This window comes from Bradyrhizobium sp. 613_E4_N2_2 (assembly GCF_052075995.1).
In the GTDB taxonomy this organism is placed as follows: Bacteria; Pseudomonadota; Alphaproteobacteria; order Rhizobiales; family Xanthobacteraceae; genus Bradyrhizobium; species Bradyrhizobium barranii.
Map to the genome: position 1 here is coordinate 5,591,612 of NZ_CP197234.1, position 22,417 is coordinate 5,614,028.

Here is a 22,417-nt window from a genome sequence, read left to right on the forward strand (position 1 = left end):
AAGCGCGTCAGCTGACTACGAGCTAACTCCGCGAACGTCGGGGGCGTGGTTGTGACGCTGTCGATTTGGTTCAAGAGTTTTTCTGGGGAAGCCGCGGTGGCCACAGCGGTCACCAAAAGGCTCGCGCATTTTGGATTGACCGTTCGATCGGACGAATCCTTTTTTCATGACGGCGACTGTTGCCTTGCGGCTGTTTCAGCCGTTGATGCGACCGTGATCGCCGATCTCGAGAAGCTGTCGCGCTCATTCCATGTCGTGGTGCTGTCCATTCCAAAATCGTTACCTCGGGAGTCGCGATGGCAGCTGCTCCACGCAGGTGTAGCCGACGTCCTTGACTGGACCGATGACCGTATCTTCGCTGAACAGATCGTGGCTCGTGTTCATCGTCACCTGGAAATCGAGCGGCTCGCCAATGACGACTCTATCCGCAATCTACTGGTTGGGGACTCTCCGGCCTGGCGCGAACTGGTGCGAAGGCTAGTGGAAATCGCCAGCTTTTCCGGCGGCACTTTGTTGGTCGTTGGTGAAACCGGAACCGGGAAAGAGCAGATCGCGAGGGCCCTTCACCTCCTCGACAGGCGCGACCATAAGCCCGACCTTGTCATCGTCGATTGCACGACCTTGTCGCCGGAATTGTCGGGCAGCGAGTTGTTTGGTCACGAACGCGGTGCCTTTACCGGGGCGGTTGCCGCGCGCGACGGCGCCTTCGCGCTCGCAGACGGCGGCACATTACTGCTCGATGAGATCGGTGAATTGCCGATGCCCCTGCAGGCTCAGCTGTTGCGTGTCATTCAGGAGCACACCTACAAGCGCGTCGGCGGCAACGTGTGGCACAATACCGAGTTCCGTCTGATATGCGCGACCAACCGAGATCTCGAGCAATGCGTGAGGAATGCTACATTTCGCGCGGATCTTTATTATCGCCTGGCGGACTGGATTTTGCGGCCACCGCCGCTGCGCGAGCGGCGCGAGGATATTCCGTTGCTGGTCCGACACTTTCTCGAGGACGCAGCGAATGGCGGCTCCAAAGTCGAGGTCGACCCGTCGCTTGCCGATTTTCTCCTTTGCCGCGACTACCCGGGCAACGTACGGGACCTCAAGCGGATCGTGATGCGCCTTCACGCGCGTCACGTGGGACCAGGACCAATCACAATTGGTGCGCTGCCGGCCGACGACCGACCCGATGGCGCCACACTTATCGAACCGTGGGCGGAGCCCGGACTTCTGCTGGCTCTCCAGCGTGCGCTGGACCAGGGCATCGCCCTCAAAGAAATCGGCCGGGCCGTCACCAATGTTGCGATACGCATGTCGCTCGCACAGGAGAATGGCAATCTCCAGCGCGCGGCGAAACGCCTGGGCGTAACGGACCGCGCATTGCAGATGCGACGCGCGAGCCATGGCGGCCTTACCTCGGATTTAGCCACCCGCTACGACAACGTCGTTCAGCGCTCCGGCGGGGGATGAGCCAGACGTGCTTCTGTGCGTTGATCGCGGAGCACTCGAATCAAGTTGCCTCCGAGAATCGCGGCCTGGTCGCCGGGGTTCAGATTGAGGGCATAGATTTTCGCAATCTCCACTGCCGGGTGCAGCCAGGGCCCATCGGTGCCGAACAGAACCTTGCGGGCACCTGCCCGCCTCACGGCTTGCTCAAGGATATCAAAGCGGCGCACGCCTGCGGTGTCCGTGAAGATATTCGGGTGGCGTACCAGATGATCGACGAACGCGGTCTGTGCGTGCCAGTCGTCCGCGAAGCTTCCGAGGTGCGGGATGATAAAGGCAACATCGGGATATTCCTCGGCCAGCATTTCCGCCACGGACACCTCGCCCATCACATCATAGAGGATTGGCACGCGATAGCGGCGCGCGGCTTCGCAAATTTCGCGCGTGATCCGGCCGTCGTGTCGGTGGACCTTGATGCCTACGAGCCCGAGATCGGTGACGGCCTCGCGGACCATGGCATCGACGCGCCCCTTGTCGGCGAGCGGATGAAGAAAGGCGAAGCCGAGAAGCCGTTGGGGATTGCGAGCAACGATTCGGGCGACCTCTCGGTTGGCACGAAGATAGCCCTCCGAGAACGCGGCAAATATGACGGTCCGATCGATACCCGCGGCGCGCGCGCGCTTGAGATATTCGTCGAGCGGGGCGGCCGTGTCGGCCGGTTGGGTGAGCCCATCGCCTTTTCCGGCGTGACAATGGCAGTCGATGATCATGGCGCGCCCCGTCTTTCACCCTCGGATCCTTCTGACCGCTCGCGGGCTCCGGCGGCTCCGCTCAGACGCCATCGAGCACAATCGTGTTGCCGCGGCGCCACCAGCGGCCGCCTCCTGTTGAGGCAGGAAGCAATGTCTGTTCGCTTAGCGTGGGAAGTGTTGCACTTGGAATGTTGCGACGAACCGCCGACGCCAGGGCCGCCCGCGCGGCCACTTCCGGCGACGCGGCTCCGAGCGTCTGGGTTAGATTCAGGATTGCGCTACTGAGGACGCGGACAATTCGGCGCGCCTTCTCGATGTTGGCTTGTGCGGGATCCATACCCGTGTATTCCAGTTCGAGCGCGTCGGCGGCCGCGCGGCCAAGCGCTCCCCCGATCATGGTGCCGACTCCGGGGATCGGAATGAACGAGCCGAGAGCTCTTCCGGCAATCGGAAGGGCAACCTTGGCCAGTGACCTCAGCGCTGGCAACGCGATCCTGCCGACCGACTTGAGGCCGCGGCCGATGCTCTTTGCGAGGTTGCCGAGGAACTGCTCCATCTCATATTCGTTGTTGACGGAGAGCAGCTCCATGGCGAGCTCCAGCTCCTCCTGTTCGGACATTTCACCGCTCTCGAACGATTCGTATTCGAGCTCGAACTCGCCTGTCCTTCCAGACATGCAGTTTGGACATGTGCAACTTACCGGATGCATGGTCGCCTCCATCGTTGGATACAGGTCGTCAGTTTCTGCAATTGTCTCGACGCGATTTGCACTGTCGCCGGAGCAAGCCGTCAGAGCCTGCTCAATTGGATAAACTCCAGTTCGGTGGTCCTGTTCAGCCGAAGGCTGTTGTTCTTGTGGTACCTATTGATCGCAGCCTCGATGCTGCGAATCTGCTCGCTGGTCTTGCCCGGCATTCGGCAGAGTACGAGCCGATGGTTTTTGGTCTCCATGCCGAAATGCGAGAGGCACCACAGGTGCTGGATGATGCGTCGACGAAGATCGGTCGCCATACCGGTGTAGAACCGTCCATCGGCGGCAAAGAAGCGATAGAGCCCAGGGACCGGTGGTCGTCCAAGTGCCTTGAGGACAAACCGGATGGGCAGCGCTTTGCTCCGCGACAGTGCGGCATCCACCGCTAGAACATCGTCGCCCGATCCGGTCTCCCGTTCGAACTCGGGTTGTTCGCTTTCGGAGCCGGCTCCTACGCGCCGCAGGGCCGCTTCGGTGTCCGGACCGATATAGCCGCTCGCGGGCAGCTGGTTGTTGCGCTGAAACTCTCGGATCGCATCGCGCACGGCCGGGGACATGACGCCATCCATCGGGAGGGTCCCGCCAATCGCGCGATTGAGCGTAGCTTGCAGCCAGCGGACATATTCCGGCGATCCGGCCGATGGCGGCGGCTCGGGTTCCGCCTGCGGTTCTGCGGCGCTGTCGGGCGCCGCTCCTCCCCATCCGCCGTAAATCGATGGGGTGCGTAGAATGCGTCGCTTTCGGAATGACGGCCACGGCTTGGAAACTGGACGTCGCGACATGCTCCGCACGCCGCGAGCGGATCGCGCCCCGGCCTCAAGCTCGTGCCGGAAGGGTTCGACCTCGAACATTTCGGCTGTCATACTCATGCGGCCTCCACTCTCTGATGATAAGCCCGCGAGGCTGCGTCCATGGCACGGGCAAGCCCCGCCGCGGCGCGGGAAATGTTGGCAGTCGTGTGGCGCGCTGTGATCAACAAGGTAAGACTCGGCAGGCCGCCCAGGCACGATCTGGTCACGAGCCCGTAGATGCAGCCTTCGTCCAGGGACGCGAGCACCGCTTTGGCCACGCGAAGGGACGGCATCGCGATTGCCTGCACGGGAATCGGTAGCTCGCTGCGCGACTGCAGGCCCAGTTTCTCCAGCTCCTTCCGCAATTGCTCCACGAGACGCACGACGCGCGCGCGCCGCCCCTCCCCCTGCGCTCGATTGATGGTGACCGCGTTTTGCCCCGCTGCGACATCCGCTGCCGACGCCGCGCTTGTATGGATGCGTGTCTGCCCTTCGCGCGCAAGCTGCTTCATGATTGTCGACGCGCCGCTCACGATCGCGAACGGTGCGCCGAACGCCTTGGCGAGCGATGCTCCCACGATCGTGGCCTGAGAGCGAAGGCCATACCACGCGAGTGTTCCGCCACCGCCGATGCCGAGCGGCGCTATCGGCGAAGGCTCGCGTCCGAGCACGCCAATTGCCTGGGTGTCATCGATCACGAGACGCCCGCCGGCGTCGGCGGCAAGACGCGCAAGCGCGGGCAATTGCGCCGGCCGGCCGCAGGACGGGCAGAGGCCGTCGACCACGATCAGCGGCCGTTGCCCCGCGCGTCGCGCCTGTCGCACGCGCCGTTCCAGCGCAATCAGATCACGATGTGGGAAAGTCTCGATCGGAATTCCATTGACTGCCGCGCCATCCGCGCCCCAGCGCGCGATCGGATAAGATGCCCCGTCGAACAAGATCAGCGTGCCCTTTGGGGCTGCGACCTGGAACAAATCCCGAAACAGATGCAACGTCGATGGATACAGAAGGCCGGCTTCACCGCCGATGAGCCGCGTCAATTCCTGCGCCAACGCTCGGCCACCAGCCGACTCTGCGAGCGCGGCTGGACGACCAAGGGTCAATGCTTCCCAGGGCGGGAGCGAGGCGCTCGGATGGGCGAATCCGAGATACAGCGCCGAGGTGAAGTCCGGCATGGCACATCCCTGGCATTAGACTCTTTGACGCTGCTCTGACAAGCGCTTCACGAGATGCACCGATGGCATCGTGGTGTCGATCCGCGCATTGGTAACATCGACAGAGAGATCGACTCCGGTAACCGAGCGGTAGGCGTGAAGGTATCCCTGGACTTGCGGGCGCCAGTATCGCGCCCAGTTCACCGCGCTCACCGGTTCGTAGATGCTGTTCCAGTTGCCATAGCGAACCCCGAGGACGATCTCCTCGCCGAAAATCGCCAGGTTGCGGAAATGCAGCACGCTGGTGTCGGTCCAGCCCTGCAGCTTCTTCATGGCATCGACCCGATCCATCCACGGCTCCGGGTAGGCGACCATGATCCGCGTCGGAATGAACTCGCGGAATTCCGGGCGCGCCAGGATCCACTGTAGCATCAGCATCTCGATGCGCGCGGTCGACGGCAGGTCGCCGAACTGGTTGTGCGCGCCCTGCGACAGGATTAAGTGCGCCTCCTTGAGCGCGTTGAGCACCGGGAATCCGTCGGCCACCATCGTGGTGTCGTCGTCCCGCTTGTAGAAGGCCGCAAGCGTACTCAGGAGCGTGTGGAACGCTTCCAGAAACTTCGACCGGCTGTCCGCCGTGCGCGCATTGTTGACCGCCTTGCCGGCCAGCCGCAGCCCATATTGGTGATCGTACTCGTAATTGCGGCGGACCACGCTCAGCCGATGCTGCTCATCCTGTATCCAACCCCAGATCAAGTTGTTCAACGGCCGCAGCGGATCGACCTCGAGATTGGCGAGCGGATCGTTTGGCAGCGGACCTCGCATGTTCTGGAACCGACGGGTGATTGCGTTGATCGTCTGGACCAGCATGCCCTCCTCGTTCCAGTACGACCAGATCAGCTCATGCAGGCACGGGCAGGTGAGTTTCTCCCGCAGGACGCCGTAACAGGCGGCTACAGGATCGCTGCCGGTACCATGGGGCGGCCATGTGCTCTTGTTGCGAAGCCGCAAGTCGCCGATATCCGAGTTCTTGAGCCTTTCATCCACGAGCTTGGCCCGTATCACCGCCAGGTACGGAAGAAACCCGTCCGGCTTGGTGTAGTCGGTGAGCAACGCCATAGGATCCGTTGTCAGATCGACGGCGACGTGATCCGCGATATACGACGCCTCGTCCGTCTCAAGGTCGTAGATACAGCAATTGGCCATCACGAATGCTTCGGTGGCCGCCTTGATGTTTCGATAGCCGTCGGTATCGGTGAACGGCAGGAAGCGTCTGCGGTCGAGCTGAGCCAGCTTCGAACTATAAGACGTCGTGAGAGCGCTGTCGTTTCTTCCATCGCCGCAAAATATCCAGTTCATGAAGTCCATGTAGCGATCGAACGAGAGGGCATCGGAAGCCCGGCGGATCATGGACGAAAGCGCGAGATCACTGGTTTGGGAGCTGGCGGAGCGCTTCAAGGAAATGGAAAGGTCGCCTTGCACAGACGTGATGGGCGGCGGCTTAACAGATGGCGCGAGGACTCCTGGACGAGACTGTAGACTGGTCAGAGCCGGAGCCGAACCGGTGGATGCAGCCCCGAGCAGGTACGCAAATTGCGATGCTGTGGGAAGCACAGCAGCATAATACTCATGATCTTGGACGCTCGCTCCTGGCGGCGGAGGCGCAGGGCTGACTGTTGCGCCGCTCGCGAAAACGGCGACCGTCGTCACGGGGCTACCGGAGGGCCAGGTGACTCTGAACCACGTCGGTTTCCCGAAGTGCAGGTTGCAGAGACTACCTTCCGCGTAATCAGCTCGACAATGCATCTCTGAGACGGCGACCTTGAACCCCGCCAGTTGCGGCACTTGCACCGTCGCTTCGATCGTGTCGTCTCCGCAGATGTGGAATGGAGTCGACGAGACTTCTTTTCCTCCTGCGAACGTTGCGCGCGCCTGGTAGGTTCCTGCTGGCAGGGGAGTGCTGTAACGTCCGTCACTATCTGTCGTCCCTTTGCTAATGCATTCTCCCTGGGGTGGTTTCTTGGAGACTCTGCTGGGGGATGGTCCGGTGGCATCGGCCGCCCCGTCGGCGATCTTGAAGATCTCAACATCCGCCTCGACCAGCGCGAAGGGAAAGGAGTCGACGGTGCCGAGCACGTAAATGATCACGTTTCCTTGTTTCTCGCTCATCTCATCCTCCTAGTGGATGGTCAGACTGTGGGATTCGTGTTGACGGGCGGCCGCACGCGATTGCCGCAAACGCCCGCTCATCAGGGCGCATTCGTAGCTGGTGTCGAGCACCGTCTTGAGCGCCCAGAATGTGAGCAGCTTGCCGATCAGCACACTCTCGTCTTCGGGCGAAAGACGGCCGTCGGCGCGCGCCTGTCCGAGCACTGCGAAGACCAGCGTTGGGCGTGCGCGATACATTTCAGCCGGCGCCTCGGACCATGCTGAGAACAATCGCGTGAGTTCGGTCGGAGCACGGCTCGAAACCGTCAATACTTCCGGCAGTGTGCGGCCGCGGAGCTTGGCGGGACGGTGGCCCGCAAGCAGCGCGACGAATGCCGGCATGAGTGCTTCGAGGCGCTCGAATAGCGCCCCGCGTTCAGGATCGAGCCCCTTGCGAGGATAAAGCTCCTCCCAAAGCGCCGCGAGACGCGCCCATTGCGGATCCGGGTAGAGCGCCTGTCCCATCGCCGCGCTGAGCTTGACGCGCAGCCATGGCGAAGGGTGAGGATCGTTGAGATCGACGCGGAAGACGAACGCACGCGGCAGGCTGACGACGCCGATGAGTCCGAGTGTCGCGATGACGCCGACGCGCGCGACCGACCAGAAATCCGCGACGATCTCGGAAATCCAGCGCTCCCATACCGCCCACATGTCGCGATTGGCAGTGTCCGTGCGTTGCAATCCCTGCAGCGCGCCCCGAAGCGACGGAACGAGATCGAGCAGGGCGGCGCCCTGATGGCCCACCTCGTGGATAAGTGAAGCTGCAATCCCGCTCCCCACCATGCGCTCGCGGGGCACCTTGATGAGGGCAACCGGATTCCAGTAGCCCCCCGGAAGTCGCGTGCGAGCGCGCCGAATGGCTGCTCCCGGGCCGCGGTCGAGATAGCAGATGATCGGTGGCAACTCGTAGAATTGACCAGGCATGCTGAGAGCATCAGCGGCGACGATGTCGAGACCGGAGAGCCACGTTCCGTTGTCCTGTTCGCTCCTCTGCGTAATCGCGTCGCTGAACATGTCGAACTCGTTGAGCACAGCGTGAAACCGCAAGCGCAGAATCGCGAGACGGCGCTGTGCCTGTTCGGCCGTTGCAACCGATTTCGATCTTCCAAGCCAGGCGAGGAAGCCGCGGATGAGACGCCGCAGCTCTCGCCGCCCTTCGACCATGGCCTGCTCGATCGCCGATTGCGCATTTGGATAAAGGCTGGCTGCCGGAACCATCGGCTCGAGCAACGCGAAAGGCTTGATGCGATCGAGGCGAGTCATGAGCGCGCGAGCCTCTTCTTCGAGCAACCGGGCGGCGAGCGGAACGATGGTCATGACGCCTCACACCCCGAACAGCACGATCTGGTGGCCGCGACGCAGCCAGCGGCCCGACTTTGGTCGATGTCCCATAAGGGGCGCTGCCATACCCACGACACCGCCCGTGCCTGGACTCCAACCGACGAGGCCGGGAGCAAATTTGCGAGCGGCCGCAAGCGCTGCACTTTGTGCGGCAAGGCGTGGATCGGCGCCGGCCGCAGCAGCGGCGGCAGCCTGCCGGGCAGTGTTGGAGGCCAGGCGAACGAACTGCCGCGCGCCGGCGAATTCTAATTCCTCGCTCTCGCCGAATTCCTGCTCGAGTCCGATCGCCTTGCCCGCGGCGTTGGCCAGTCCGTTGCCGATCTTTGCACCGAGCGGTCCGCCGATGTAGCCGCCGAGCGCCGCTCCCGCCATCGGCAGGGCCTTCCTGGCAACGCTCTTGAGCACGCCCCCGATCGCCTGACCGATGGGCGACTTGGCAATCTGGCCTACCGTGCTCACGGCGCGCCTGATGAAACTTCCGAGAAACTGCTCGAGCTCCTGCTCGTTGTTCACGGCCAGAAGCTCGTGCGCGAGCTGGATCTCCTCTTGCTCGCTCATCTCGCCAGCCATCGCTCCTAACTCGAACTCCTGGAGCTCGAATTCCTCCTGCTGGAATGGACCCGCCTCTTGGCTGTATTCGAGCTGCGTGCGATCGATGTCGTGCATGGTGATCTCCTCAGTTGGCATCATACGAAGGTACGACGAACGGCCCGACGCAATCTGAAGCCGGGATAGTTCGGTTTGACTGTGCCGATCAGGCCTGGTGCGTAGCGGCGCGCGGCAGTCCGCTCGGCGAAGGCCGCGACGACAGCGGGGCTGTGCCCAGGACGCGCTCTAGCCGCAACGCCCGCAGCTTCCAGCGCAAACCGCACGAAGAGACGCGCGGTCTCGAATTCCTGATCCTCACCGCTCAAGCCCTCGAGTTCGGCGCCGAAGATGCGTTCGGCGCTTTCGGCCGCCAATTCGGCTTGACTGCCAGGCAGAATGATTTCGTGAGTGCTCAGTAGTCCCCGGATCGCCGACGCCTTGGGAACAAGACATGTGCCAAGAGCGCGAGCAAGTTGATCGCGGATCGGATTTCCGGCTTTGATACTCCCATATCGGATCAGTCGATCTATCAGCACGCCAAGTTCGGTAGGATTGCCTGTGTCCAGAAATGCGCTCGCAAGCTCGAGCTCGGCAAATTCCGCTGATCCGACTGTAGGCCGGCGCTGGATAGCGCCGAAGAGCAGCGCTTCGCCTTCAGTGCCATAACCTTCTGGGTTGTAATCAACGAGCCGGCGGTTCATGCGCGCGCTCCAACTTGCCCATGGTCAGCTGGCGACCTATCTTTGTGGATAGTGGAGCAAGCGGCGTGCCAGATCGGAGTGAATGAAATACTGCGGCTTTCGGCAGTGAGAGGCGAAGCGAATTTCGCGCGCGGCAAGAAAGATCGTGTTTTGGCGAAACCGGATTCGCTTATGAAGCGTGCTCGGTGCGGGGTTCGATCCCTTGTGCGCCCACCATAGATTTCAATGGGTTACTCCCAGTGGCACGTTCCCAGAATTCTGACTCACGGCACCCTGACAGCACAGACCCATCCGGTGCAGCGATTGTCACCGCAAGAAGTCTGAACTTGAAGAGTTGCTGCAGGAACTTGAAAATGGAGCCACGAGCGTCAGATCGGCGCTTGCATTCCTCGAGCGTCGGGCTCGTCATTCAACGAACGGCAACTAGGCATCACTCTTAATTCGCTTGAAGGCTTTATCCCTATCAAGAAATGCCTCGAGGATGAACGGTATCAAGTCGGCCACCTCCTCCCTGTTGCCGTAGGTTTCCGCATAGAAGTTGGCATACTCTCGTAGCCTCTGCGCGAGGCCCGGCGTGAAAATAACGCTCATCTTTACCGGCGTCCGATCAGGAAGTTTTGCAAGCTTCATCCCTCACCTCCCCTTCGCCGCTGCCTGAAGGTTCGAGTACGGCTTCAGCACCAAATCCTTCGAAACAATCACCCTCAACGGCCAGCCCGGTCGGACTGTGATCGTTGGCTGCACATCGAGCTCGCGCTCCACCAGTCGCTGACCGGCGCGATTGGTCGTCTGCTGCGCACTTTCCCGCAGCGCCTTCACGAGATCGCTCTCGTCATTGCTGAGCGACAGCTGCGTCCCGACACCGATCAAAGTCGCGAGCGCCACCCCCTTCAGCAATTGCCAGGTATGAAAGTCCACCTCATCTTCGAGCCCGGCATAGCCCGCGACATCCGTGGCCGGTAAGTTCTCGATCACAATCGAATTGCCGTTCGGCAGAATGAGACGTGCCCACACGACCAGCGCCCTCTTCTGGCCGAAGGCGACGACGCTATCGTACTTGCCCACGAGCCTAGTTCCCTGGGGGATAAGAAGATGCTCACCCGACACGGTGTCATAGACGTTCTCGGTCACCTGGCCGATCGTGGCGCCCGGCAGATCAGAATTCAGGCCAGTCACAAGGCTGGCCGGAATGATCGATCCCGCCATGACGGCATAGGTTGATGGAGCTGGTTGAAGCCCATGGGGATTGGTGGTTTCTGTGTCGGCTTTTGCCGCCACGAAGGCCAGCTTTCGCGCCTGCGAAGACGGAATAATCTCGCTGGACCGATCGACCATGGCCCGAGCCGTCTTGGCTAGATCAGCGGCCGAAGGCCCGGTGTCAGCTGTCACCGGTCTGAAGGCGGAAGTGGTAGCTGCCGGCACGTCGGACGTATCGATCTGCTTTCGCTTCTCCTGCTTCTCCGACAGCCTGACAAACAGACCGGACTCCTTGGCTTGCTGGGCAATGCGCGTCTGTCGGATCCGCTCGGTTCTCTCGGCGTCCTCCTCCGGATTAGTCCGGAAGCCTCCATCCAGACCCACGCCCGCCTTCTTTTCATTTTCGGCAAAGGCGCGACCTATGTCCCCGGGCGACGGTGGCCCGAGTCGAGGTGTTAATGGGGTGAGGTTTTCGTATGACTTCGGCAGCTTGCTGAGGCCCTCGGCTGTCTGCTTCCGGTCGGTGTTGTAGAGCTCAGCCCGATCAGCCGACTTGAACACTCGCAGCGGACGGAGTGCGACGATGACCGCTCCCGCAACGAACAGCGCGGCGACGGCGCAGCTGATCATCAACGCACGCCTGTTCAGACGCCGGATAGGCCGCGGCCGCGCGCGCAGTTCGAGAGGCTCTGGCGGATCCTGGATTGAACCGTTCGTCATGAGGCGCTCCCGGTGCTGAAGCTCTGGGACACCGGCCGAGCGTCGATGCGGATGATCCGCACGGTCCGCTGCGGATTTTCGCCGAGGCGAAGCTCCGCGGCGCCAAACATCCGCTCGACGATGTAGTAGGAGCCGCGAACTCGGTAATTGACGAGGTTCGGCCGACCATCGGCGCCGGCAACAAACAGGGGTGGCGCTTCGCCTTGGGACAGACCAGACGGCATCTGGATGTAGACCTTGCGGCCATCGTCAAACGCCCGCAACGGGCGCCATGGCGGATCATCCCCCTCGATGCGATAGCGGAAATTCAGGCTATCGAGCCGTACACCTCGATCCGCGACCCGCTCCTCATTCTCCTGAGCGACGGCATTCTGCTTGTGAAGAGCAACGAGGGTATCTGTTGGGTAAGTCCACGAGATCGAGGCCATATAGGTCTGTTTCGTGGAGACGAGCTCAAGATGATAGGCGCGCCGGTCGGTCAGGACGACCAGATTGGTTTGAATGTCCGGAAGTGTCGGCTTGACCAGGATGTGCACCCGTCGGGCGGTCCCCTGCCCGCTGGCGGTATCGCCGACGACCCAGCGAACGGTATCGCCGGTTGAGACGTCGATCAGCTCTTCGCCGGCTTGAAGCGCGATCGTCGAGACCTTCTCAGGACTGGCGTAGAGCCGGTAGAGCGCGCCTTCCGTCCAGGGATAGACTTGGATCGCGTTGATATATCCGGCCTTGGTGGGCTCCATCCTGGCTTCTTTGTTCGCCTTCGCGATCGCCTGCTCAGGAGGCAGCTTCTCGTCCTTGGTCCCTTTGGTCGGATAGGGCTTCAACTGACCGGGTAGCGGCAAGACCTTGGGCGTTTCAACAACCGCAACTGGCTTCGCCGGTTCCGCTTCCGGAAAGCCCCGTTCGAATGTCATCTCGTCGTATGGCGCCTCGAGGTTGAGCTTGGTGGCACAACCGCCGAGCAGGAGTGACAACGTCAGGACGCTGGCCGACGCGAGCTTGGTCATGACAACAGATTTCATTTTGCGTCTCCGATGAGGTCACGCGACCAGTTGAGGGAATGGACGTAAAGGCCGAGCGGGTTCTTCCGCAGCGTTTCGGCATCCGAGGGTGACTTGAGGACCGTCGTAACGAGCCCGGTGAAGCGCTCTGTCTTTGAGATTGTGCCGTTCTCGTAGGTGTTCTCCTTCCAGCGGATCTCGAAGCTATCGCTGGAGGCACGAACGACTGACGTGACTTCGGCGGTCACGGTCTTGGACCCGATCTTCGTGAAGGGATCGGTTTCTCGCGCATAATCGTTGAGAGCCTGCGCGCCGCGATCGGTGACAAAGTCATAAGCTCGCAGCCAGTTCGCCCGGACGATGACAGGGTCAATCGACAACGAGCGAACGTTCTCGATAAATCGCGCCAGGAAGTGCGCGATCTGTGCGTCCGACGGCTGATACGCCTCGAGCGCTGGACCGACCGCGCGGACTTCGCCGAGCCGATCGACCTCGACCACGTAAGGGACGACGCCGGATCGAGCAATTTGAGCAAAGATCGTCAAACCGAGCATGCCGGAGAGACCGATGGCCACCAACGCAGCTAGCCGCCAGTTGCTAGCCTGCACGCGAGCCGAGCCTAAACGCTCGTCCCAGACCTGGGCTGCCTTCTGGTAGGTGGTGACTGGTTCAGGCGTCTCGCCATATCGCACGGATGCGCGCTGAAAGGGGTGAGCTGCCATGGTCTATTCCTCCCCCAGCTTTGGACCCGACGAATGCGCGCCTCTGTCACCCTCTTTCAAGGTATGAGCCGCAACCTGGGCCGCCTCTCTCGCTTGCCCTCGACTTGGCGTCGCTGGCGAACGAGCGCTCCCGGAAGAGGCTCCGCCGCCAGTCGCGCCACCACTTCCTGCGCCCGGGATTTGATCTGCGGCCAAGGTCTGAGCCGAGGTACCGCTGGCTGAGGCCGTCCCTGATAGCGAAGCTGCAGAGCGGACCGCAGCGACTGAGCCGCCGGCGCCGCTCGCAGCGGCGCGCAGACCACCCATCGCAACCGCGCCACCTCCGATAACGACCGCCGCAGCGCCCGCGGCCGTTCCAGCCGCCGCGCCCGCGCCAAGCTGAGGGGCGCCTGACACCAAGCCGGCGGCGATGCCTGGCCCAAAGATGCCGAGGCCGAACAATGACAAGGCCGCAAGTAGCAGGCTCATGGCCGACGCGATGTCGATTGGCCGCGTCAATGTGTCAGACAGTTGGCCGAAGATGGTCGAGCCGATACCGACGATGATCGCGAGGACCATCACCTTCACACCCGACGCGACCACGTTGCCGAGCGTCTTCTCCGCCAGAAAGGCGGTCTTTCCCCACAGCGCGAATGGCACCAGGATGAAGCTTGCGAGCGTCGTCAGCTTGAACTCGATGAGCGTGACGAACAGCTGCACGGAAAGCACGAAGAAGGCGAGCACGATCAGGATCCAGCAGAACAAGAGGATCAAGATCGTCGGCAGATTAGTCAGGACGTCGAAGCCAGAGAATTGGCCGGTCTCCTCCAGAAGTGGATGAGCTGCTGTAAAGCCCGCTGCTGCGACAAAGCCCGGGCGAGCCAAGTCGGCCGCGGTGAGCGCGCCGCCGGACGCCTTCAACCCAATGCTGGAGAAGGAAGCGAAGACGATATCAGCAATATTCTTGAAACTTCCGATAATGAACGCGAAGGCTCCAACGTAGAGAACCTTCTTGGCCAACGTGACCATGATATGGTCGTCGGCCTTCAGACTCCATGCAAGTCCGGCAAGCGTTACATCGATGCCGATCAGGGTCGAACTCAGGAACGAAACGTCACCCGACAGAAGTCCGAACCCGGAGTCGATGTAGCGGGAGAATGTCTCGGTGAAGCGATCGATGACAGAGAGATCAGCCATGGTGCCCTCTCCTACTTTCCGCCGGAGTAAGCCTGGCCATCGCCGATGAAGCGCGTGAAGCGCTCCTGCGCAACGGCCACGGAAGCCTGCTGTTCTGCCGCCCGCAACGTCTCCGCTCGCGCTTGGGTCAGGAGCAATATCTGCGCCTGCAACGTCTGTTTGGTCTGGAGGCCGAGCAATTCATTGCTCGATTGCTGCGCCTGCAACGATCCGACGGCGGCGGAGGAATTCGCCATCAAAGTGCGAAGGGTCTGCCCATCTTCGTCAAGACTTGAGGCGATTGTCGCCTGTGTTACCAGCGCTTGCTTCAACCCCTCATAGGTGTTGTCCCAGCGAGACGTCGCGTCCTGCACCATGAGATTGGAGGAAGACGAAGCGTTGTACTGGCGTGGATAGAGACGCTCGAAATCGTTACGCGCCTTGTCGACGTCGAACGAAATGCCCTTCGCTTGCGCCACTAGGCCATTGAGCCGATTGATCGTGTTCGTGAGCTGGCCCACGACGCTGCTTGGCAGGCTCGTGAGGTGGCGCGTCTGATTGATCAGCATTTGCGCCTCGTTCTCGAGGCTTCTGATCTGATTGTCGACCTGGTCGAGCGCACGAGCGGCGCTGAGCAGCGTTTGACTATAGTTCCAGGGATCGTAGACGATGGACTGGGCATTTGCCCGGCCAAGCCCTTCAACTCCGACAGTGACGGAGAGAAGAACGGTGGCGGCAAGAATCGGGCGCGAGACGAGTCCGCGCGAGCGGGATCGTAGCATTGGTCACTCCAAGGCATTGGCTGGGATGTATGGCGCGCTAGGACGACAGCGCCCGTTCGAAGGTGCTTATGAGATTGGCAGCCCAGTGCAGGTCCCGCTCTGCGAGATAGCGCTTGGCAAAGTGATGGGGTCCGGACCGGGACAAAACCGTCTCGATGGCCCGCTGGTCCTCGGACGAGGAAGCTGCAGCCAGAGCCAACGCCACCGGTCCAAGGCCGAGCTCGAACAGGCGGTTTCCGGCACGGGACTGGAGGTAGTAGTCGCGCTTGGGAAAAGCCTCCCCGATCAAGCGGATCTGCGCGTCGTTCAGGCCAAACCGGCGATAGGTCTCCGTTTGAGTCGGCTCAAGCGCGCGGGGATTAGGTAGAAAGATCCGGGTCGGACAAGACTCGATGATCGCCGGCGCAATCTGGCTTTCGGCGATATCGGCGAGTGACTGGGTGGCAAAAATGACGGCAACGTTCTTCTTGCGCAATGTCTTGAGCCACTCCCGAATGCGACTTGAGAAGAGCGGATCGTCGAGAAAGAGCCACGCTTCGTCCAGCACAAGCAACGTAGGCCGGCCGTCAAAGCGACCTTCGAGGGTATGGAAGAGATAGGTGAGAACGGGCGCGACCAGGCCTGGCAACGCCATCAGCTCATCCATCTCGAAGGTGAGCACGTCGGCGCCGGACAGACGATCCGCATCCGCGTCAAGAAATCTCCCGTATGGTCCTTCGAGCGTGTATGGCTGTAGCGCCTGCCGCAGTGCGTCGCGCGCAAGCAAGGCTACGAGACCGGTCATCGTCCGCTGGGACACAGGCGCGGAACCAAGGCTCTTGAGCGCGGACCAGAGCGCCTCCTTAACTTCGGGTGTGACCTCGACCTGCTCATGGGCGAGCACACCGCAGAGCCAGTCCAGCGCCCAGAGCCGCGCCCCCTCCTCCGCAACATCCTTCAGCGGTTGGAAGGCAATGCCGGCCTTGGCTCCCAATTCGTACCAGGCTCCCGCCAAGGCGAGCGTCGTGGCACGCGCGGAGCGGCCCTTGTCGAAGGTAATGAGTTGGGCCCCGGGATATCGCCGGAATTGAAGGGCGAGCATCGAGAGTAGCACCGATTTGCCGGCTCCGGTCGGGCCAACAATGATGGTATGCCCGACATCGCCGGCATGTAGCGAGAGCCGAAACGGAGTGGCCCCCTTGGTCTTCGCGATCAAAAGCGGCGGTCCGTCGAGGTGCTCACACCATGCGGGTCCAGCCCATACCGCCGAGAGCGGACACATATGAGCGAGATTGAGCGTATGGACGATCGGCTGACGAATATTGGCGTAGGCTTGCCCCGGAAGACTGCCGAGCCAGGCTTCCACCGCATTCACGCTCTCGCGGATGACCGTAAAGCCTCGGCTATTGATCACCCGCTCGACGGACCGGATCTTCTCGTCAGCTTGCCGAGCATCCTCGTCGGTGACGGTCACCGTTGTCGTGATGTAACCGAATGCGACCAGGTCGTCCCCCAGTTCGGAGAGAGCGACATCGGCGTCGAGCGCTTTGTTACTGGCATCGGTATCGAGGAGTGCAGCTTGCTCGTTGAACATGACCTCTTTCAAGATCGCACCGAGCGACTTTCGCTTGGCAAACCACTGCCTGCGATACCGCGACAGTGTTGCGTTCGCCTGAGTCCGATCGAGCGGCAGAAACCGGGTGGCCCAGCGATAGGGAACGCCGAGCCTGTTCAACTCGTCGAGCAGGCCTGGAAAGGTCACCGACGGGAAGCCGAGCACCGTCAGCGCGCGAAGATGGCTTCGGCCGATCGCCGGCGATAAACCACCGGTGAGAGGCTCGTCGCTGAGGAAGCAGTCGAGATAGGCCGGAATCTCGGGAACGTTGACGGGGTGCCGCTTGGTCGAAATGCAGCCGTGCAAATAGGTCAGCGTCTCAGCGTCGCTGAGCGGCCAGATTTCTGGCAAAACTGATGAGAGCAGGTCAATTGCGCGATCGCTCTCCTGGATGAACCGCTGGAGATGCTCCCAATAGCCCTGCTCGCCTCGCGGCAAGCTCCGGCGACCTTCGGTCCCGGGGGATTGTCCATCGCCGCCGTTTGTTGGCTGTTCTGGCAAGTCGGAGTGGATGAGATGCCTGCCACGATTGCGTGGCGTATCGCCGGTCGTCGCACTTTCTCCGTCCTTCGGCCGCTCCAGGAACAGCCCCTCGAGCCGCGAGACCCGCTCAGCCGGCGGCAGGTACATCAAGGTCAAGTGCAGCACGCTCTCGAAGTGCTGTCCACGTGGCCGCGACGGATCTTCCCAAGCAATGCCTTCGGCTCCCTCGAACGCTGCTCGTCGTTCCTCATCGATGAGCCAAGACACCGCATCCGGAAACTGCGAGCGCGGATACTCGGAAGCCTGGACGCGCGTGGCGTCAAAGAACAACGCCCATCCCGACCCGAACCGTTTCAGGACGTTGTTGACCCGTGAGGTTACGCTCATCAGCTCAGCCTCTGTCGCGCTGTCGAGGTCGGGACCTCGGTAACGAATCGTGCGCTGGAAACTGCCGTCCTTGTTCAGAATGACGCCCGGCGCGACCAGGCATGCCCATGGCAACCAATCGGCAAGGCGGTGCGCTTGGCCACGGAATTCTCTCAAGTTCAACATGCGAGCCAGCCCTTGTGCTTGGTGTGGCGGACGGTGACTTCGACGAAGGCCGGATCGCGCTTGGCGAACCAGACCGCAAGGCTGTGCCCGACGATCCAGAGCAAGAGGCCTGGAAGCCAGAGCCGCAGGCCGAGCGCCAGCACCGCCGATAGCGTGCCGATGAGGATGGCGGCGGCGCGTGGCGCGCCGCCGATCAGAATTGGCTCGGTGAGCGAACGATGAAGTACGAGCTCGAATCCATCTGCCCTCATGGGATCAACGCACCGCCGCCGAACGAGAAGAACGAGAGAAAGAACGAGCTGGCGGCGAAAGCGATCGACAGGCCGAAGACGACTTGGACCATCTTTCGGAAGCCCCCGGAGGTGTCTCCGAAGGCGAGCGAGATGCCTGTCACGGTGATGATGATGACCGCGACGATCTTGGCCACGGGCCCCTGCACGGATTCGAGGATGCGCTCGAGCGGTGCCTCCCATGGCATGCCCGACCCGGCCGCATGCGCCGACGAAGCGGTTAGGAGAAAGCAAGTGGCCGTCGCGGTCAGTTCCGCGACACGAAGTCCGCGCGTCCGCGGGCAGCGAAGGCACGGACGCAGGTATGGACGCAGTTGAGTCAGCATCTTGCAGTCTCCCTGGATCAAGAACGATGGGCGGTGTTTGGAAGTCCGGGCGGGGTCTCGAGCAGGTAATCGCCGGATGAATCGAGGCCCCTGAGTTCGGTGATCGTCTCGATACGTCTGGCGGGACCCCGCCCCTTGATGAAGACGATCAGGTCGATGGCCTCGCCAATGAGACGACGCGGGACCGTTGCGACGGCCTCCTGGATCAGTTGCTCGATCCGGTAGAGGGCGGCTCGCGCCGAATTGGCGTGGACGGTGGCGATGCCGCCCGGGTGGCCAGTGTTCCAGGCCTTCAGCATGTCGAGGGCTTCGGCCCCTCTGACTTCTCCGACAACGATGCGGTCGGGACGCAAACGCAGCGTCGACCGCACCAGATCGGCGAGGCTTGCCACGCCCGGCTTGGTCCGCAAGGTCACTGCGTCCCTTGCGTCGCAGCGCAGTTCGCGGGTGTCTTCGATAATGACCACCCTCTCCTCAAGACCAGCAATCTCGGCCAGCAGCGCGTTGGCGAGCGTTGTTTTGCCCGAACCGGTGCCGCCGGCGATCAGGATGCTGCGCCCTTCCTTCACTGCGGTCGTCAACACGTTGGCCATGACGGGCGAAACGGTCTGCGCCCTAACGTAATCGGCGAGACGGAATGTCGTTGTGGCTGGCTTGCGGATGGCGAAGCATGGCGCCAGAGAGACTGGAGGCAAAACACCCTCGAAGCGTTCGCCAGTCTCCGGGAGCTCGGCCGAAACGATCGGCGACGTGCCGCTCGCCTCCGCGCGAACGTGGCTGGCGACCAAGCGGATGATCCGCTCGGACTCCTGTGGCGTCAGGACTACGCCCGTGTCGGCGCGGCCCGAACCGTGTCGATCGAGCCACAGCTTCCCGTCAGGGTTGACCATCACCTCGACAACGTCGGGTTCTTCGAGCGCGACGGCGATTGCCGGCCCCATTGCGGTCCGCAGCATGCCGCGCCGCCGCTCCCGGGTCTCGGACGAGAGGAGATCAGACATTGCCGACCTCCTCTCGCCCTGCCGGAGAATGCTCCGGCGGCTCGCCCGCCGCCTTCGGCGCACGGGATCCGACGTCGGTAGGCTGGGCAGTGCCCAGAGGGGCCCCCTCCTCCAGGTTCCGCATAAAGAGATCTGGCTTCGAGGCGCTGACGCGATCCATGACGTCAGTCACAAGCCGACCACCGGAGGCGACCCGTTTGCCGACCTGGGCGACGAACATTTCGAACCGTTCGCGCCCCAAAGCGCGGGCGGCGTCTTGGTCACCAGTGGGCAGCGGTGGGGTAATTGTCAGGTAGTACCGAATGAAAAGTGCGATGGTCTCGGCCATGACCGAGAGGTCGCGGTCGGCTCGTTCGAGCTGCCGGCTCACGCGGTCAAGTCTTCGGATCAGCGCCGCGTCGCCACTTGTGTCTCGCTCTGGATTCAGAAAGCGGTCGAGCGCGGCATCCACGATGGCCGACTTGTTGCTGCCAGGACGCTTTGCGGCAAGTTCCAGTCGCTGAGCGACGCTATCGGAGACGTAAGCCGAGAGTTTCGGTTTCATGGGGTCAGCTCATCAAAAGGAAGGAAGAAGATCGTCGTCATCGCGGGTGACGGCGTGCGCTTGACGTATGGAGCTGGATGGGCTTGCAGCGCGCTGCATCTGATTGCGATCGGCGGCTGTATCCTCGTCATCGTCGAGCAGGCGTTCCTCGACGAAACGGCCTTCACTCACAGGCGGGGTGGACTCGTCCAACAGCGACAATTGCTGTTTGAGACCTCCCTCTGCGCCGTCTTCCTGCATAAGGTCGCGATACGGGGTCGTCGCGAGGCGAAGATCGACAGCGCGGGTCTGTCCGCCCCAGTCGTCGGCTCGCGCTTCAGGACGATCGCGATACTCGGCACCGTCGAGCTCCGGCGGCCGATGTAAACGACCGACGAAATTGGCGTCCTCATAGTGGCGGAGCTTGGAAGCTCTGACCGGTGCTAGACCCGAAACGAGGACGATCGCCTGATCGGGCGGCAACTGCATCACCTCCCCCGGAGTCAGGAGTGGCCGGGCGGTTTCCTGGCGGCTAACCATGACGTGGCCGAGCCAAGGCGCGAGCCGATGACCTGCATAGTTGCGTTGAGCGCGCAGTTCGGTGGCAGTTCCTAGTGCGTCCGAGATGCGCTTTGCCGTGCGTTCGTCATTTGCGGCAAAGGCAATACGGACATGGCAATTGTCCAGGATGGCATTGTTCTCGCCGTAGGCTTTCGCGATCTGATTGAGCGACTGCGCAATGAGATACGCTCGGATGCCATAGCCAGCCATGAAGGCTAGCGCGCTCTCGAAGAAGTCGAGCCGGCCGAGCGCTGGAAACTCATCCAGCATCATCAAGAGCTGACGCTGTTTGCCATTTCCGGCGTTCAACGCTTCGGTCAGCCGGCGACCGATCTGATTGAGGATCAACCTGATCAGCGGCTTGGTGCGGCTAATGTCCGACGGGGGGACAACGAGATAAAGTGTGACCGGCTTGCCTGCACCAACCAGATCGGCAATTCGCCAGTCGCAGCTCTCGGTATTGCGGCTGACGATTGGGTCGCGATAGAGCCCTAGGAAGCTGACAGCCGTCGAGAGGACGCCCGAGCGCTCGTTCTCTGATTTATTCAGAAGCTCGCGCGCGGTCGCGGCCACTACCGGGTGGACCTTCGGCTCCTTCGCCGTTCCCAGATGGTTCGTGGCGAGCATAATCCTGAGCGTCTTCTCGAACGACTGCGCGGGATCGGCCAGGATCTCGGTGACCCGTGTGAGCGTCTTCTGCTCTTCGGCATAGAGGACGTGAAGGATGACGCCGACCAAGAGCGAATGGCTGGTCTTTTCCCAATGGGTGCGGCGTTCGAGCGCTCCTTCAGGATCGACGAGGATATCGGCGATATTCTGGACGTCGCGGACCTCGGCCGCTCCTTTGCGGACTTCGAGCAAAGGATTGTAGCGGGCACTTTTTTGGTCGGTCGGATTGAACAGGAGGCAATGCGAGAAGCTTGAGCGCCAGCCCGCCGTCAGCTGCCAGTTCTCGCCTTTGATGTCGTGCACCACCGCAGACGAGGTCCACGACAGCAGCGTCGGCAATACGAGCCCCACACCCTTGCCCGAACGCGTTGGCGCAAAGCACATCACATGTTCCGGTCCATCGTGACGCAGATAGTTGTTCTCGAGGCGCCCGAGGAATACGCCCTTGGCGGTGAATAGGCCCGAGGCCTTGATTTCATGCATCTCTGCCCAGCGGGCTGAGCCATACGTCGTTACGAGTTGATTTTGGCGTGCGCGCCACACCGAATTGACGATCGCAAAGAGCGCACCGACAACCCCGCCGGATGCCGCGATAGCACCGCCTTCTTCGAAAATTTCAGGCGCATAGGCCTCAAAGGCAAACCACCATTCGAACAACCGCCAGGGCAGATAGATCGGATAGTTGGCAATGAGAAACCAGGGATCGCCGAGCCGCGGCTGATATCCGAGAGCCGCCGCAGTCCATTGTGTCGCTCCCCATGTCGATGCGGCGACGATGCCGAACACGACGGTGATTTGGCCAACATAGATTTTTGCCGGAAACATTCGCTGCCACCCGCTCGATGTGAGCGGCGCGATGAGAACGGTGAATCCGGCAAGCCTTCAATCGAAATTAAAATTCGTGCTGTCGATGAGCGCGAGCCTGGTCAAACGCGATGGGATCAATCGACTTGAAGAGCAAATCCGATACAGCATGGTCGAACGCTTCAACAGCGTGTGATCGGTTAGCGTAAGTAGGATTAATTCGCGCGCGTGCAAGGCAGCGCCTTACAACGCGGCGGCTCGCTTACCTGAAGGCGGCACGACTCGCCTCGGCAAGTGACATTTGCCGCGAA

At 61.8% G+C, this 22,417-nt stretch carries 22 protein-coding genes; 2 read left to right on the forward strand and 20 right to left on the reverse strand.

Annotated features, from left to right (window positions below; translation table 11 throughout):
* Positions 1-51 precede the first annotated feature (51 nt).
* A complete protein-coding gene (locus AB7290_RS27100; RefSeq protein WP_161495928.1) occupies positions 52-1,464 on the forward strand; it encodes a sigma-54-dependent transcriptional regulator in 1,413 nt (470 codons plus the stop codon).
* On the opposite strand, the gene AB7290_RS27105 is transcribed toward AB7290_RS27100, so the two are convergent.
* The 20 genes from AB7290_RS27105 to AB7290_RS27200 all read right to left on the reverse strand — a co-directional run bounded on the left by AB7290_RS27105 (position 1,443) and on the right by AB7290_RS27200 (position 22,127).
* Positions 1,443-2,210: an amidohydrolase family protein gene (locus tag AB7290_RS27105; protein ID WP_085404886.1), complete on the reverse strand. Its 768-nt coding sequence runs from the start codon at positions 2,208-2,210 to the stop codon at positions 1,443-1,445. The two genes, AB7290_RS27100 and AB7290_RS27105, sit on opposite strands and share 22 nt — an antisense overlap.
* Before the next feature lie 61 nt (positions 2,211-2,271).
* On the reverse strand, positions 2,272-2,901 hold the full coding sequence (locus AB7290_RS27110) for a hypothetical protein (protein ID WP_283017426.1): 630 nt from the start codon (positions 2,899-2,901) through the stop codon (positions 2,272-2,274).
* 80 nt (positions 2,902-2,981) lie between these two features.
* On the reverse strand, positions 2,982-3,812 hold the full coding sequence (locus tag AB7290_RS27115; protein ID WP_080669658.1) for a peptidoglycan-binding protein: 831 nt from the start codon (positions 3,810-3,812) through the stop codon (positions 2,982-2,984).
* Complete coding sequence (locus AB7290_RS27120) at positions 3,809-4,909, reverse strand: aminotransferase class I/II-fold pyridoxal phosphate-dependent enzyme (RefSeq protein WP_049826461.1); 1,101 nt, start codon at positions 4,907-4,909, stop codon at positions 3,809-3,811. The genes AB7290_RS27115 and AB7290_RS27120 overlap by 4 nt, the downstream gene beginning before the upstream one ends.
* A 15-nt stretch (positions 4,910-4,924) precedes the next feature.
* Positions 4,925-7,057 (reverse strand): carboxypeptidase-like regulatory domain-containing protein, encoded by a 2,133-nt coding sequence (locus AB7290_RS27125; protein WP_144030849.1) that lies wholly within the window; start codon positions 7,055-7,057, stop codon positions 4,925-4,927.
* Positions 7,058-7,066: 9 nt separating this feature from the next.
* The gene (locus AB7290_RS27130) at positions 7,067-8,128 is read right to left on the reverse strand and encodes a hypothetical protein (protein WP_441254199.1); all 1,062 of its coding nucleotides are present in this window, start codon (positions 8,126-8,128) and stop codon (positions 7,067-7,069) included.
* Positions 8,129-8,419: 291 nt separating this feature from the next.
* The gene (locus AB7290_RS27135; RefSeq protein ID WP_028159854.1) at positions 8,420-9,103 is read right to left on the reverse strand and encodes a hypothetical protein; all 684 of its coding nucleotides are present in this window, start codon (positions 9,101-9,103) and stop codon (positions 8,420-8,422) included.
* 20 nt (positions 9,104-9,123) lie between these two features.
* Positions 9,124-9,726, reverse strand: a complete 603-nt coding sequence (locus tag AB7290_RS27140; protein WP_085404889.1) for a hypothetical protein — start codon at positions 9,724-9,726, stop codon at positions 9,124-9,126.
* A gap of 423 nt (positions 9,727-10,149) precedes the next feature.
* On the reverse strand, positions 10,150-10,356 hold the full coding sequence (locus AB7290_RS27145) for a DUF2274 domain-containing protein (RefSeq protein ID WP_028159856.1): 207 nt from the start codon (positions 10,354-10,356) through the stop codon (positions 10,150-10,152).
* A 3-nt stretch (positions 10,357-10,359) separates the two neighbouring features.
* Positions 10,360-11,643: a TrbI/VirB10 family protein gene (locus tag AB7290_RS27150; RefSeq protein ID WP_085404890.1), complete on the reverse strand. Its 1,284-nt coding sequence runs from the start codon at positions 11,641-11,643 to the stop codon at positions 10,360-10,362.
* Positions 11,640-12,650: a P-type conjugative transfer protein TrbG gene (gene trbG, locus AB7290_RS27155; RefSeq protein WP_094184489.1), complete on the reverse strand. Its 1,011-nt coding sequence runs from the start codon at positions 12,648-12,650 to the stop codon at positions 11,640-11,642. The genes AB7290_RS27150 and trbG overlap by 4 nt, the downstream gene beginning before the upstream one ends.
* An 11-nt stretch (positions 12,651-12,661) precedes the next feature.
* Complete coding sequence (trbF, locus tag AB7290_RS27160; protein WP_085404892.1) at positions 12,662-13,366, reverse strand: conjugal transfer protein TrbF; 705 nt, start codon at positions 13,364-13,366, stop codon at positions 12,662-12,664.
* A 3-nt stretch (positions 13,367-13,369) separates the two neighbouring features.
* On the reverse strand, positions 13,370-14,542 hold the full coding sequence (trbL, locus tag AB7290_RS27165) for a P-type conjugative transfer protein TrbL (RefSeq protein WP_085404893.1): 1,173 nt from the start codon (positions 14,540-14,542) through the stop codon (positions 13,370-13,372).
* 11 nt (positions 14,543-14,553) lie between these two features.
* Positions 14,554-15,303: a P-type conjugative transfer protein TrbJ gene (gene trbJ, locus AB7290_RS27170; protein ID WP_085404894.1), complete on the reverse strand. Its 750-nt coding sequence runs from the start codon at positions 15,301-15,303 to the stop codon at positions 14,554-14,556.
* Positions 15,304-15,340: 37 nt separating this feature from the next.
* Complete coding sequence (gene trbE / locus AB7290_RS27175) at positions 15,341-17,932, reverse strand: conjugal transfer protein TrbE (RefSeq protein ID WP_085404895.1); 2,592 nt, start codon at positions 17,930-17,932, stop codon at positions 15,341-15,343.
* Positions 17,926-18,183: a VirB3 family type IV secretion system protein gene (locus AB7290_RS27180; RefSeq protein WP_028146772.1), complete on the reverse strand. Its 258-nt coding sequence runs from the start codon at positions 18,181-18,183 to the stop codon at positions 17,926-17,928. Before AB7290_RS27180 ends, trbE begins: the two co-directional genes overlap by 7 nt.
* Positions 18,180-18,548 (reverse strand): TrbC/VirB2 family protein, encoded by a 369-nt coding sequence (locus AB7290_RS27185; RefSeq protein WP_244623463.1) that lies wholly within the window; start codon positions 18,546-18,548, stop codon positions 18,180-18,182. Before AB7290_RS27185 ends, AB7290_RS27180 begins: the two co-directional genes overlap by 4 nt.
* Before the next feature lie 17 nt (positions 18,549-18,565).
* Entirely contained in the window at positions 18,566-19,549 is a 984-nt protein-coding gene (gene trbB / locus AB7290_RS27190; protein ID WP_080677564.1) for a P-type conjugative transfer ATPase TrbB, read from the reverse strand.
* A complete protein-coding gene (locus AB7290_RS27195; RefSeq protein WP_085404896.1) occupies positions 19,542-20,093 on the reverse strand; it encodes a hypothetical protein in 552 nt (183 codons plus the stop codon). The genes trbB and AB7290_RS27195 overlap by 8 nt, the downstream gene beginning before the upstream one ends.
* 12 nt (positions 20,094-20,105) lie before the next feature.
* The gene (locus AB7290_RS27200) at positions 20,106-22,127 is read right to left on the reverse strand and encodes a conjugal transfer protein TraG (protein ID WP_085404897.1); all 2,022 of its coding nucleotides are present in this window, start codon (positions 22,125-22,127) and stop codon (positions 20,106-20,108) included.
* Between the two features lie 31 nt (positions 22,128-22,158).
* Between AB7290_RS27200 and AB7290_RS27205 the strand changes: the two genes are divergently transcribed.
* Complete coding sequence (locus AB7290_RS27205; RefSeq protein WP_161495930.1) at positions 22,159-22,302, forward strand: hypothetical protein; 144 nt, start codon at positions 22,159-22,161, stop codon at positions 22,300-22,302.
* Positions 22,303-22,417 lie beyond the last annotated feature (115 nt).